Consider the following 13,697-nt stretch of genomic DNA (forward strand, 5'->3'; position numbering starts at 1 on the left):
GGCGCCATGGCGGGGGGCGTGAGTGCTCATGGTTGCACCTCCTGATGTTCGGCGATGGCCGTGCTCTTGGCGTGCACACGACGGGCGCTGAGGCGGTTGATTTCGCCAATCAGCACGGCCGGGTCGGTGAAGCCGTAGTAGCGTGTCCAGTGGCCGCTGCGCCCGTCACCCACCAGGATCAACGGCGGGTGCTGGCGCAGGTCGGCGCTGAAACTGCCCAGGCCTTTCAGGGTTTCGGTAATGGCGTATGGCGAGCCAGTCAGCCAGCTCCAGCCCGGGCCGTGCTGGAAGGCCTTGGCATAGTTCTGCAAGCGCCTGGAATCGTCACGCTGCGGGTCGACGCTGATCGACACCAGGCGGATTTCCTCGCCAACCCTGCCGCCCAATTGCTGCTGGACCTTGCCCATGATCGACGACACCACCGGGCACACGGTGGTGCAGCTGGTGTAGATGAAGCCCATGACCACCAAGTGCTCGCCAACCAGGTCCTTCTCCAGGCGCACCGGCATGCCGTTCTGGTCCAGCAGCGACACATCGGCAAAGCGCACGCTGGCCTTTTCCTGGCGCGCCGCTGCCTGTGGTTCGGCAGGCGCGTTGTGGTCATGGCCGGCATGGGCCAGGGCCAGGTTGCTGAAGCCGGCCAGGGCCAGGCTCAGGGCAAGCAGCTTGCAAGAATGCTTGGCGTTCATTGCACATTCCTCACTTCAGTCTGGGAAGCGGCAGACGCTGCGGCCGGCAGGACGCGCAGGCTGGTGTAGTTTTCTTCGGTGAACTTGCGCCCGAGCGACGGCGACTGCACATGCAGGTACCAGGCACCGGCCTCGGGCAGCTGCAGCGCGGCCTGGTACACGCCCTCGCCCACTTCTTCCAGGCGCAGGTTGCGCGGCATCGACGACGGTGCCAGGAAGTAGCGCAAGGTCAGGTCGTCCAGGCCGACGCGCGGGCGGCCATCGTCGCCGACGATGCGCACCTTGGCGGTGAAGGCGCTGTGCTGCGGGAGGGGCTGGTCGAGGCCGATGAACTCGGCGTGTGCGCCCTTGCGCTTGCTGGCGTCGGGCGCAGCGGCCACATCGGTGCTGAAGCAGTGGATGATCTGCGGCTGGTTGAGCAGGAACGCCACGTCGAACTTGCCCGCCGCCGGCATTTTCACCGTCGAGCCATACACCCCCGGTGCCAGCTCGCGCAGGCTGCGGTCGATGACGATGGCCGCGCGGGCCTGGTGGCCACGGTTGTTGTAGCCGGACATCGGCGCATTCATGCCCTCGGCGTAGAAGTAGGTGGTGTTGTCCACCGGGTTGACCACGAACACCGAGTTGTCATCGCGTGACACCGACAGCCCCTGGGCCAGCGGCAGGTCACCGGCCTGGCGCGGCGCAGCAGGGCCGGCTTCGAAGCCTTGGACGATGGGCTGACGCCCTTCGCCCAGGCTGCTCAGGTTGATCATGCTGACCCTGGACGAGGCCAGGCCGCGCACGTAGGCATAGCCTTTGGTGAAGGTCAGCTGGTAGGGCTCGGCCGCGACCGGGATGCGGTGGATCAGCTTGTCGGTGCTGGCGTCGATCACCAAGGCCTGGTTTTCCAGGGTGTTGAGCACGATGCCGTAGCGCCCATCGCTGCTGAAGCGCATCGGCCCCAGGCCCTGCTCGGCCTGTACCGTGTGGCGCAATTGGTGGGTGCGGGCATCGTAGACACGCACCGTGCCCTCCGAGCCATCGCTCACGTACACCGCCTGGGACAGCGCCGAATAGGCCACCGCCAAGGGGTGTGGGCCGACCTCCAGGGTTTTTACCAGGCGCATTTCGGCGATGTCGATGATGCTCAGGGTGCCGCCGTCGCGGTTGCTGACAAAGGCGTAGCGCGAGTCGGTGCTGAAGGCGATTTCGTGGTGCCCCGACCCTGTGGCGAAGCTCTTGAGCGTGCTGCGGCCCGGTACATCGATCACCGTTACCCCGCCCTTGGCCGGGTCGTCGCTGTTGTTGCCGACCCACAGCCGGTGCTGGTCGGGTTGCAGCGCCACACGCAAGGGCATCTCGCCGGCCTCCAGGGTCGCCACGCGGGTGAAGGTTTCGGTGTCGATCACCGCAACCTGGCCGCGCTCGGGGATCGACACGAACACCTGCTTGTCATCACCAGTGGCCACCCAGTCCATGGGCCGGCCCGGCAGCTCGATGCGCGCCAGGGTGCTGGTGATACCGCCCACCGAAACCGTCGGGTCGATTACCGTCAGGCTGGCGTCCTTGTTCAGCACCAGCAGGAAGTAGCTGTTCAGGTCCAGCAGCGGCCTTGCACCGATGCTGCTCTTGAGAAACAGCGCGACACGGGCTTTGCAGCTCTGCTCACGGGTGGTTTCCAGCGGGGCCGCCTGGGCCGGGTCGATCCACGCCCCCGGTGCCATGCCCGACAGCGGCTGGCCGCTGGCCTGGTCGGTGACCTTGAAGCGGATGTTGGCGAAGGCTCCCTCGCGCAGTTCACCGCCCGCCAGTGGCCGCGCCTCGAACTCCACCGTCAAACCGTCGCGGCTGAGCCGGTGCCGGGCCTGCGGGTCGGCAGGTTCCTGCAGCAGCTCGCGCGGGTCGCACCAGAGCGTTTCGTAGGCCACGCCCAAGCCGATCAGCGCCGCGCCTATCAATACCCCCAGCATGGCAGGGCGAGTTTTCTTGTTATACATGGTGGTCCGCCCCTTTTCTTATTGTGCCGGTGCCGTTGCTGGCGGTGCATCGTTGGTAACCCGCAGAATCCCCCACAACCCCGAGAGGTTGCCGTAGGCGGCATAGTCGCGGAACAGGTAGTCCCCCGGCACTGCGTTGGCCCCCCCGGCGCTCGGCAGCATGAAGCTGAAGTGCGCTGCCGGCAGCACGCTCTCCTGGGCGCCGATGTACATGGCCATCGGGTTGTAGCCGAAGCGCACGGAGCCGATACCAGGCAGGTTCATCGGGTAGCCGTCGAGGTCATTCTTCTCGGCCTGGTAGTTGTGCAGCGGCCACAGGTGGCCATCGAGCTGGTAGGTCATGCCACGGCTGCCACCGCTGGGCATGACGATGTGGTTGCGCACCGGCTGGCCCGGCTTGGCGTACAGCACCGGGGTTTGCGGGTCGCCACCGATCAGGGCGTTGGCATAGGCCATGTGGGCATTGGGGACATCCCCGAAGCCCAGGCCATCGGCGCGGCCGAACGGCGAGTCGGGCGCCATGGCGAAGCGCAGCCACAGCGGTTCGGTCTTGTAGTTGACCGCCATGTTGCCGTTGTCCTGCGGGTCGCCCGCAGCGCCGTTGCCTTCGGTATTGATGCCTTCCACCGGGCGGCCATCGGCCCAGCGCATGTTCAGCGCGCGCTGCCAGACGGTGACGAAGTCGCGGTAGTCTGGCTGGCCGGTGACCTTAACGGTGGCCTGGGCACGGCTGGCGGTGTCCTCGGCCCAGGTGGCGGTCTGCGGCAGGACGCTCATGGCGCCGACCAGGCCTTTCTGCGGCTGTTTGATGAAGTCCGACGGGGTCAGGTTAAAGCCGCCGAATTCGATCGCCGTGGTGTTAATGTTGTCTACCGTGCGACCCAGTTGCAGCACGGGTTTGCCTTCACGCTCCAGGTGCCCCGCGTAGTACTGGTACACCTTGCTGGGGTAGGCGCCGCTGGTGCCGGCGCGGGGTGGCACGGTCTGCACCGGGTTGAGGCCGATGTTGGCACCGTCGGACTTGGTGATGTCATAGGCCAGCAGTTGGGCATGCAGGCCCACGTGGCTGGACGGGCGCATCAGGTTGTTGGCAAACGCCGTGGCCCCTTCGCTGTCGAACCGGTCGCGCTTGACCACGTTGTGCATCACCGCGGTGGTCGGCAGGTCTGGCATCACCAGCGGCAGGCGGTTCTCCAGGGTGATGCTGATGCAGTCACCGGCGTTGGCACGCAGGATCAGCGGCTCCACGGGCACGCCCGGTTTGAGCTTGCCGGTACTGGCGTCGAGGTCGGCCTTGCGTACGTACAGCACCGCGGTCGGGTCGTGCAGCGGGGCGCTGTGGCCACCAATGGTGAAGGGCTCGCCATCCTCGGGGTCGACGCCGCTGACCTGCGCGATGCTGGTCTTGCGGCTGTTGAACACCAGCGTGCCGCCATTGGCCTTGAGCGGGCCGCCGACATGCTGGCCGAGCCCGGCCGGGTCGTTGATGCTGACCCCGTTGCGGTTCTCGAGGATGTCGTTGGCCAGCGCGGCGACGATCTCGTAGCTGCGCTTGACCGTGGTGCGGGTACCGATGCCGTTGGGGTTGGCCGTGGTTTTCGGGCAAATACCGTCGAAGTTCACGGTGTTGCGCATGGCCACCGGCTGCGGGTTGTTGGGCAGCGGGAACAGGTCGGCACGTTGCGCGGTGTAGTTGCGCATGACGCCCCAGATCCCGTTCCAGTACCCTTCCAGGGCCGCGTCCAGCGAGTACAGGTAGTCACCGTTGGTGGCGGCGGAGCTGGAGATCATCGACACCGGCGCCATGAAGCCCAGCTGCTCGGAGATGCCGATCATCTGCGACGACTTCCAGCCCGAGTTGGAGCTGTTGCCAAAGCCCGTGCCGTTCTGCAGCCACTTCACGCCGTGCAATGTGATGTTGTGCTCCTCTTCATGGCCACCGGCGTGCATGCGCAGGCGCACGTTGTCACCGGAGTAGGTGCGCAGCATCGGCGTGAACGGGTCGCCCGGTTCGCTGCCGGCCTTGTTGATGTGGGGTGGGAACAGCGTGGTGCCGCCGGTGGGGCCGACCGCCGAGGTGATCGCCGAAGGCGCCAGGTTCATGGCCGGGATGGCACGGTCGGTACGGGTCTGCAAGGCATAGCTCAGGTCACCGCCCAGGCCGTCGGCCTGCATGCCGCGCTTGCCATCCGGGCCGACTTTGTTCGGGTCGAATACGCGCAGGGCCAGCGGCTCGTTGCGGTAGTTGACGACGAACATGCCCGGGTCATCCACCGAAATCGCCTGCGGGCACGGCCGGCTCGGGCAGCCAGGGTTGATGCCGCCGCGCTCCTCGACGATGGCCTCCAGCAGGTTCGACGCCTTGCCGCGCACGGGTGGGTTGATGGCGTAGCGGAAGCTGTCGGCGGTTGCAGGGTAGGCCTGGCCGTTAGGCACACCGTCTGGGCCTGCGCCCACATACACGCCGGCTTCATAGGCGTGCTGGAAGTCGCTGTATTCGAGGAAGAACTCGCGGTAGCTGTCGTTCTTGCCATCGCCATCGTGGTCGCCGGTCTGGATCACCGCCTGCCATGACGTTGGGCCACCGTCCTGGCGGGTGGCCGGGTTGTACAGTTGCTCGCCGGTTTCGGCGTGGTACCAGGTGGAACCGGCAGGTTCGGCCAGCACGGTGGCGTACAGGCCCAATTGCTGGTGGGTCGATGGGCCAAGGTGGTCGTGGGTGAAGATGGTGCCCAGGCCCCGGTCGACGTTATGCACGTTGACCAACGGGTCGGCGAACCAGCGCTGCATGGCGGTGCGTGCACCCAGCCAGTCGGCGCGGCCGAAGCGGCCAAAGTACGGGTGCTGTTTGGCTTTCGGGCAAGCGGCGGTGCCGTCACGGCTGTCGCCTTCGCTGCAGTTGTTGAAGGCGCGGATGGCATGCACGCGCTCGACCACACTGCCGGGCGAGAGAATGCCGTCCTCGTAGTTCCAGCCGTTGGCCGAGCCGTCGGCGGCAGTCAGGTCCCACTTGGGCAGGTGGATATGCTGGCCGATCACGTCGGTCGGGGTGCGCACCTGGTAGTCGTCCATCTCGTAGAACGACGGGATCAGGTTGGTGTGCTGGTACATGGTGCAGTCGAAGGTGTTCATGCGCATCACCAGCGGCTCTGGCGGGCGCTGCTTGGTGATCACCGGCCAGGCGTCTTCCCACAGCGCGATGATGCGCGCCTGCGGGAAGTGGTAGCCGACCTTGTTGTACACCGCGTCGAACTGAATGTTGGCGCCCTTGTAAATGCGCGGGCGGTCGGCGGTGAAGGTGGACGCGCCACGGAAGTTCAGGCCCGTGGGGCTTTCGCCGCTGAAGAACTCGCCCACACCCGAAGACTGCGTGAGGCGCTTGCCGCGGTCATCCATGCACGGTTCGTAGAACGGTGCGCCTGCGGTGGGCAGCGCGCCGTTGGTACGAAACGCCTTGGCCACCGGCTGGCTGCCGGGGATCAACGCATAGCTGGCGTGCTCGGCCTGGGCATGGAACTGCATGGCGGCCTGCTCGACATCGGTGCCTTCTTCGGGCATGTAGATCGGCTTGGCCTTGTGCACCACCTTGGAGAAGTCCAGCTTGGTGGTGGTGGTCACGGCTTCGCCGCCTGCAGACACGCCGTCCAGGGCATGGCGGCCCAGGCCACCGTCCCAGCCATCGACCTGGTTGGGGTCAAGGTTGGCCCACAGGGCCTTGCCGCTGTCTTTCAGTTGCCGGGCCAGAGCCGGGTCAAGCATGTCCAGTGGCGGGGTTGGCGGGCGGTTGCCGACGCTGCTTTCCATGCCGCCGATCCAGAACGGGTAGCCTGGGTTTTTCAGGGTGCCGTCGGCGTTGCGGTTGCTCTCGCTGCGGTCGACCAGCGCCAGGGAGCCGATGGCCTTGGGTGCTGCAGGCTCATGGCCGTGGTCATCGTCACCCTCCTCCTCGTCATCATCGTCCTGGGCGGCGACCAGGGTTTCGGACAGTTTGGGCACCACCACCACTTTGCCCGGCATCGGTGCCATGGCTTTGCCGGGTAGCGGCACGATGGCCGGGATCGGCGTGCCGGCAACGATCTCGCCGTCTGGCAAGGCGCGCGCGCCTGCTGCCGGTTTGCCGCTGCGCAGGGCAAACGGGGTGGTGTGGAAGCCGTTGGCGCCCTGCCCGCTTACCTCCAAGCGGGTGCCCTCTTCAAACACGTCGTGCACCCGCCACATGGCCCACATGCCCTGGGCGAAGTGCGGGTAGAAGTGGCAGTGGTAGATGGCATCGCCAGCTACCCGGTTACGGTTGCCGGAGCCGCCGTTGGCGATTTCGTAGGTATAGCCGACACCCGCACCGATGCCTTGGGCGTCGATGTAGTCGGAATTGTCGTCATTGGGGTTGAACAGCCACTGGTGCCCGTGCAAATGGAAGATGTGTTGCTCGTGGCCGTTGTGGGTGTTGCGGAACTTGGTGAAGTCACCGATGTAGCTGTGGTGCACGTTGGCAGGCTCGGCCGGGTACAGCGCCATGCTGGCCTTGACCCCGGTGGCACTGGCCGGTGGTACTTCGCCGGGGCGGATATGCTCCAGGCCTACGTTGGCCGGCACATCCACCAAGGTGCCGATATCACCCACGGTATGGGCGCTGAGGAAAAACTCTTCATAGGCGCATGACAGGCAGTCATGCATAGGGCCGACACCCAGCCGGTTGGCCACCACTTCGGCGCCCATGCCACCCGAGGCGTAGTTGATCATGAACGAGTCACGCGCCGGTTCCAGCACATGCCCCATCACCGGGTCAGCCCAGTACCCAGGGAAGGCCTGGGTGCCGGCGACCTCGTCGGCGAACTGCGCGGCAAAGTCGCGGAACGCATCCAGGCGGTTGGGCAGCGCCGGGTTGCGTTTGCCGATGCTTTCCAGCGGGTAGGTGGACTTGGGGAAACTGCCATCGGGGTTGGGGCCCATGACGATGGCATCGGTTTCGCTGTTGAGGATCTGGTTGCCGTCAACCATGGCGATGATCGGCTTGCCCGCCTTGCCTTCGGTGATCCAGGGCTCCTGCTGTGGGTAGCGGGCTTCGTAGTTGACCACCGGCTGCCCGGTCGGCGTGCGCCCGGTGGTGGCCAGGCGCATTTCTTCTTCGGTCAACGTGTTGCGGTAGGCACGCCCACCTTTGGGCACCACCACCACCTGGCCGAACAGGCCATTGGCGACGTTGCCCGCGGTGCCCTCGCCGCCGAAGGTGGCCGCCTTGCTGGTGGCGGCGAAGGCCCCTTCGCGTTCGGCGTAGAGGGTATAGCTGCGGGTGCTGCCCGGGCTTACCAGGAAATTGCCATTGCGGCCGGTGTTGGCGGAAATGTCGGCAATGCTGTTGACCGCCTGCATGCCGTTGACCTGGAAACCGACCAGGCGCTCGGCAACCTGCTCGTCTGCCACCAGGCCTTCGCCGCTTTCGTTATCGACTTCGGTTTCGGGCCCTTCTTCGCCTTCCTCACCCTCGGGTTCCTCGGCTTCGATGCCATGCTTGTTGGGGTTGGCGCGGTAGTCGAGCAGGTTGGTGAGGTTGACCGTCAGGCATTCGCCAGCCGCTACGCGCAGCACGATGGGGCGCGGGCGCTTGTCTGGGCGCAGGGTCACCTTGCCCGGCACCGCAGCCCCGCCCACGCTCAGCGGCACCTGCTTGTCGTCCACCACATCTTCACGCAGGGCGAACATCATGCCATTGGCGTTCTGCGCGCCCAGGCGGTTGAACATTAGTGGCTGGTCCAGGGCTACCACGTTGGCCACCAAGGTACGCTGGCATTGAACCGCCGCTTCGCTGGTCGCTGCCCAGGCCATCAGGGCGAGGACAAGTGATGTCAGGACGGGGCCTTTGTTCGGGATGGACATGCTGCACCTCCGGGACACAGAAACTCTGCGAGAGGTTCAGCAAGGTGTATGCCAGAACAAAATACCGTGTTTAATCAATACGTTATGTTAGCAATCGAATCAGTTTGGGGAGGATCCCCCGCAAGAATTCCCCACATCCGGGGACGATATGCATTGTCATTTGCAGGCGATTGGCCTCCTGCAAAAAAGTTGAACGTCTGCGTATGTGTGCTTTCCAAAAAACGATATAGGTCCTTTTGCAGGAGCCCAGCAGCAATGAAGATGCCCGGCCGTTCGCCCAATGCCAACCTGCAGCTCGACTACGTGCGGGATACGCTGTTCGGCCCGATAGCCCAAAGCGTTGAATGCCAGTGCCAGCTCGCCGCCCTCAACCTGCAGGGCCGCCCTGCCCTGCGGCTGCACATTTGCCCTCCGCTGCCCGATAAAGTCGAACGCGCCCACAGCGTGGCGTTCGTATGGGACGGGCGTAGTTACCATGGCGTAGTCCGCGATCAGGGCAAATGTGGTGATGGCGGCTTGAATCTACTGGTTGAGCTGCAATAAGCCGATCAACGGCGGCGAACCTGGCTGAACCTGCCGCAAACAGCGCGTCTCCATAATTAAAGGCCTGCGCCTTGAGGAGAACGCCATGAACAGTCCGTTGCTCAAGCTCTTCACTCACCCTTCCGACGCCTGGGTGGACATCCGCCGCGCCGAAGAAGACCACCCTCAGCAATACCTTCCGCGCCTGCTGGTATTGGCACTCATCCCCGCACTGTGCCTGTTCGTTGGCACCACCACCTTCGGCTGGAGCCTGGCCGCCGAGGAGCGGGTGCGCCTGAGTATGGGCAGCGCGGCGCAGCTGGCCGGGTTGCTGTATGCCACCACGGTGGTCGGGGTCATGCTGATGGGCGTGATGATCCGCTGGATGTCACGCGGCTTCGACGTGCAACCCACACTGGGCCAGTGCATTGGCTTTGCCGCCTACTGTGCCTCGCCGTGGTTCTTTGCCGGGGTAATTGGCCTGGTGCCGATCCGCTGGCTGGCGCTTATCGTGCTGGTAGCGGCTTCCGCCTACGCCACGGTGCTGTTGTATGGCGGGCTGCAGACCTTTCTGCGCTTGCGCAAGGAACAGGCGATGCTGTTCGCGACCTGTGTCTGGGGCGTGGGGTTATTGCTGTTGGTGACCATCCTGGTGTCGATGATCCTGTTCTGGACCAACGGCTTGATGCCGGAGTACGTGCGGCCGGCCAGCCTGGGCTGACCGGCACGCGAGGGGCGGTCAGGCGATCGCCCGCATCGGCGCTGGGTGGCTGGCACGCAGCGCATGCAACTGGCCGACCAGGTTCACCACGTCGCGGCAGCTGTTCAGCTGCTGCAATGGCACCCCGGTGAGGGTCACGCCCTCCTCCAGGCTTTGCCCTTGGCCCAGCCGGATGGTCAGGCTGGTACCGTCGGTGCAACTGACTTCGCAGCGGTCAGGCAGGCAGGCCTGTTCGATCATTTGGCGCATTTCAAGCATCGAAACTCCAATCAACGACATGTCACGACCCTCTCTTCTTATGGATGGCCTGAAGCTATGTGAGTACGCCCTTGGCAGGCAGGGTGCCAATTGATAATGCGCATGCCCAAGCGGCCGTCCATGCGCCAAGGCAATGATAATGCGGAAGATCATCTAGCACCTTAGTGGAAGAACGGCGAAGGGCCATGACCGTTCGATCCAATGATGGCACCTGGCGACAGGCGGTCAGCCTGCCGCCAGAGGGCATAGAGGTCAGTGCGCTTGACCCTCCATCTGCCCAAACCGTCCGGCATGGAAATCGTCGAACGACTCGGCGATTTCCGCCTGGCTGTTCATCACGAACGGACCATAGCCGACGATGGGCTCATCGATTGGCTCACCGCTGAGCAACAGTACGCTGGCGCCTTCTCGCGCCTCGATCAATACGTCTTCGCCAGTACGCTCCAGCAGTACCAGGCTGGCCGGGCCGGCGTCACGCTCACCGTTGACCCGCACCATGCCACGCAGCACGACCAGCGCCGCATTGCGGCCAGCGGCGACGGGCAGTTGCAGGTGCGAACCTGCCTGCAGGCGCATGTCCCATACGTCCATCGGGGTGAAGGTCCGCGCCGGCCCCTGATGGCCTTGGTAACCACCTGCAATGACCCGAAGGCTGCCTGCGCCACCGTCCAGCGCCACCTCATGGATGTCTGTTGCCAGCAACGTCTGGTAGCCAGCCGCCGCTCGTTTGTCCCGCGCGGGCAGGTTGACCCACAGCTGCACCATCTCGAGCATGCCGCCACTGCGGGCGAACGCCGGTGAATGGAACTCTTCATGGATGATGCCGTTGGCGGCAGTCATCCACTGCACATCCCCCGGGCCGATGAAGCCACCGGCGCCGGTGGAGTCACGGTGCTCCAGCTCGCCCTGGTAAACGATGGTCACTGTCTCGAAACCACGGTGAGGGTGCTGGCCGACGCCGCGCCGTTCGGTGGTTGGGGTAAAGATGTGCGGCCCGGCGTAATCGAGCAGCAGGAACGGGCTGATCTGGCTGGCCAGGTTATCGTAGGTGAACAAGCTGCGCACCGGGAAGCCATCGCCTACCCAGTGGGCGTGCGGGCTGCGGTGGATACCCAGGATCTTTTTCATGAGAAGTCTCCTCTCTAAGGCTGGGTTAACCTTACCAATGAGACCAATCGACCGGTAGCCAGCGAAAATGGCCTTGAGCGTCCCATTAATGGAACAGTTGCTCAGGCCTGCAGGAAATCCACCACCTGTTGCGCCGCCGTGGCCGGTTCCTCTTGCATGAAACAATGCCCACCGGCGATCTGGCGAGCCTCTACATGGACGTTGAGGGTCGCCAAGCGCTGGGCCGAGTGCGGCACAAAGGGATAGGTGTGCTCGCCATGAAGCACCAGGGTCGGCGCCTGAATGGCCGCGAGGTGCGCCCACATGCGCGTGGGGAACGAACTGAAGATCTCCACTTCGCGGCTGGGCCGGCATTTGAGCACCACACCTTCACCGCAATCGCCGATGGCGTGTTCAATATAGGCGTGCAGCGCGGCGTCCTTCCAGCCTTTGAAAATCCCCCGCCCCTGCAGCGAGGCCAGTGCTGCCTCGCGGTCCGGCCAGTGGCTGCGGCGGCCGGCAGCCTTGCGCGCCAGGGTATGCCGGCGGTGCAGGCCGACCAGCGCAGCGGCCCCCATCATGCCGATCATGCGCCGGCTGAACAGCACCGGGTCGAGCAGTACCGCACGTTCGAACAGGCGTGGCGCGCTGGCCAGGATCAAGCCCGTCAGTACGCCACCGAAACTGTGCCCCACCGCGTAGCGCGGCACCTCGCCATACTCGCCACGCCCCGCCTCGAAGGCCTCCACCGCCAGGGCGGCGGTCCGGTTCCAGCCGCGGAATGCGCCACCGTGGTCACTGTCGCCATGCCCCTGGACATCGCACAGCCACAGGTCGAAATGCTCGCCCAGGCGCATCAGCATCGGCTCGTAGGCCAGGCAGCAGAAGCCGTTGCCGTGCAAAAAATGCAGCAGTGGCTTGCCGCTTGCCGGCGAGCGCCAGCCGCGCAAGGTGAAGCCTTCGGAGCATAGGTGGGACCAGGGGATCAACTGCATGGGCTTGCGGTACTCGACGCGTTACGAAAACGACGATTCTACAAACAGCAACGGGTACAGGGAAATCACCAGCAGCAAGGCCATCAGGACATTGAACAGCATCAGCCAACGGGGGTTCTGCAGCAGGTTGCGCAGCGCGCTGCCGCACATCACCCACACACCGACGCTGGGCAGGTTGACCAGGGCGAACACCGCGGCGACCACGATCACGTTCATCACATAGCCTTGGGCCGGCGTGTACGTGGTGATTGCCCCTACCGCCATCACCCAGGCCTTGGGGTTGACCCACTGAAACGCCGCCGCGCCCCAGAAGCCCATCGGCTTGCGGGCATCGGGCGAATCGGCGCCGATTGGCCCGGAGGTGGCGATCTTCCAAGCGAGGTACAGCAAATAGGCAGCGCCCACATAGCGCAGCACGGTGTACAGCGCAGGCCACGCCTTGAACACCTCGCCCAGGCCCAGGCCGACGGCCAGCACCATGACCATGAAGCCGATGCTGATACCCAGTGCATGGGGGATCGAGCGGCGCACGCCGAAGTTCACGCCCGAGGCCAGCAACATGGTGTTGTTAGGCCCTGGTGTGATCGAAGAAACAAAGGCAAACAGCACGAAGGCGGTAAGCAGGTCGGCAGAGGCAAGCATGGTGCGGATTCCAGAAGCGTTATAGGTGCTGTCACACTACTGGAGTCGCACTGCATTGCGACCGGTACAGTTACATTAAATTAAGCAGATACACATGACTGTATCGTCCACGACGCACGAAGAAGGGAAGCCCAGATGAGTTTGACCATTCGCCCTGCCGTTCGCACCGACGCCACGCAGATTCTCGCCTTCATCACCGAGCTGGCCGAGTACGAGCGGGCGCGGCATGAAGTGATCGCCAGCGTTGCCGATATCGAACGTAGCCTGTTTGATGAGGGCAGCACGGTACACAGCCTGATCTGCGAGCGCGATGGGCGGGCCATCGGCTTTGCCGTGTATTTCTACAGTTATTCGACCTGGCTGGGGCGTAACGGGATTTACCTGGAGGACCTCTACATCACCCCGGAACAACGCGGCGGTGGCGCTGGCCGGGATTTGCTGCGGCACATTGCCCGTGAGGCGGTGGAGAACCGCTGTGGGCGGTTGGAGTGGAGTGTGCTGGACTGGAACGCGCCGGCGATCGGGTTCTATGAATCGCTGGGGGCCCAAGCGCAGGATGAGTGGGTGCGGTATCGGCTGGATGGCGACAAGCTGCTGCGGTTTGCCCGGGGTTGATTGCCGGCCTGCACCGGCCCTATCGCGGGCAAGCCCGCTCCAAGGGCCGGTAGCGCTGCTGAACCTGTGGGAGCGGCTTCAGCCGCGAAGCAGGCGCCGCGGTGGATGGCACCGGCTTCGCCGGTGTTCGCGGCTGAAGCCGCTCCTACAAGATCCCCGCCAAATCAGTAAGTTCTGGACTGCCCCCCAAAAGTTGGACTGTTCTAAGCTGCAGCCTGAGCCCTGTACTCCACAGGGCTCAGGCCATTGAGCCTCAGCTTGATGCGATCATGGTTGTAGTAGTGAATGTACTCAT

The 13,697-nt window shown here is 64.5% G+C and carries 11 protein-coding genes; 3 read left to right on the plus strand and 8 right to left on the minus strand.

Annotated features, from left to right (window positions below; all coding sequences use genetic code 11):
* Positions 1–26: 26 nt before the first annotated feature.
* From ACFY68_RS23005 to mnxG, 3 genes are read right to left on the minus strand one after another with little or no spacing between them, the layout of a single operon-like run.
* Positions 27–689: an SCO family protein gene (locus ACFY68_RS23005; RefSeq protein WP_387532116.1), complete on the minus strand. Its 663-nt coding sequence runs from the start codon at positions 687–689 to the stop codon at positions 27–29.
* A complete protein-coding gene (locus tag ACFY68_RS23010) occupies positions 686–2,668 on the minus strand; it encodes a cytochrome D1 domain-containing protein (RefSeq protein WP_387532119.1) in 1,983 nt (660 codons plus the stop codon). The genes ACFY68_RS23005 and ACFY68_RS23010 overlap by 4 nt, the downstream gene beginning before the upstream one ends.
* Positions 2,669–2,686: 18 nt before the next feature.
* Positions 2,687–8,542, minus strand: a complete 5,856-nt coding sequence (gene mnxG, locus ACFY68_RS23015; RefSeq protein WP_387532121.1) for a manganese-oxidizing multicopper oxidase MnxG — start codon at positions 8,540–8,542, stop codon at positions 2,687–2,689.
* Between the two features lie 255 nt (positions 8,543–8,797).
* Here mnxG and ACFY68_RS23020 point away from each other — a divergent pair, with 255 nt between their 5' ends.
* Together ACFY68_RS23020 and ACFY68_RS23025 are read left to right on the plus strand one after the other, a co-directional pair.
* Complete coding sequence (locus ACFY68_RS23020) at positions 8,798–9,085, plus strand: hypothetical protein (RefSeq protein ID WP_346615854.1); 288 nt, start codon at positions 8,798–8,800, stop codon at positions 9,083–9,085.
* Between the two features lie 85 nt (positions 9,086–9,170).
* On the plus strand, positions 9,171–9,785 hold the full coding sequence (locus ACFY68_RS23025) for a Yip1 family protein (protein ID WP_387532124.1): 615 nt from the start codon (positions 9,171–9,173) through the stop codon (positions 9,783–9,785).
* Positions 9,786–9,803: 18 nt separating this feature from the next.
* On the opposite strand, the gene ACFY68_RS23030 is transcribed toward ACFY68_RS23025, so the two are convergent.
* The 4 genes from ACFY68_RS23030 to ACFY68_RS23045 all read right to left on the minus strand — a co-directional run bounded on the left by ACFY68_RS23030 (position 9,804) and on the right by ACFY68_RS23045 (position 12,787).
* Positions 9,804–10,064, minus strand: a complete 261-nt coding sequence (locus ACFY68_RS23030) for a DUF1652 domain-containing protein (protein WP_346615852.1) — start codon at positions 10,062–10,064, stop codon at positions 9,804–9,806.
* A gap of 231 nt (positions 10,065–10,295) precedes the next feature.
* Positions 10,296–11,171, minus strand: coding sequence for a pirin family protein (locus ACFY68_RS23035; RefSeq protein ID WP_387532127.1), 876 nt, complete (start codon positions 11,169–11,171; stop codon positions 10,296–10,298).
* Positions 11,172–11,272: 101 nt separating this feature from the next.
* Positions 11,273–12,145, minus strand: coding sequence for an alpha/beta fold hydrolase (locus ACFY68_RS23040; RefSeq protein WP_387532130.1), 873 nt, complete (start codon positions 12,143–12,145; stop codon positions 11,273–11,275).
* Between the two features lie 21 nt (positions 12,146–12,166).
* Positions 12,167–12,787: a LysE family translocator gene (locus ACFY68_RS23045; protein ID WP_346615849.1), complete on the minus strand. Its 621-nt coding sequence runs from the start codon at positions 12,785–12,787 to the stop codon at positions 12,167–12,169.
* 135 nt (positions 12,788–12,922) lie between these two features.
* Here ACFY68_RS23045 and ACFY68_RS23050 point away from each other — a divergent pair, with 135 nt between their 5' ends.
* Positions 12,923–13,402, plus strand: coding sequence for a GNAT family N-acetyltransferase (locus ACFY68_RS23050; RefSeq protein WP_387532134.1), 480 nt, complete (start codon positions 12,923–12,925; stop codon positions 13,400–13,402).
* 203 nt (positions 13,403–13,605) lie between these two features.
* Here the strand turns inward: ACFY68_RS23050 and ACFY68_RS23055 are convergent.
* On the minus strand, positions 13,606–13,697 hold a 92-nt coding region (locus ACFY68_RS23055; RefSeq protein WP_144180385.1), incomplete at its 5' end, for an IS3 family transposase.

Source organism: Pseudomonas sp. NPDC012596, from assembly GCF_042902325.1.
Lineage (GTDB): Bacteria > Pseudomonadota > Gammaproteobacteria > Pseudomonadales > Pseudomonadaceae > Aquipseudomonas.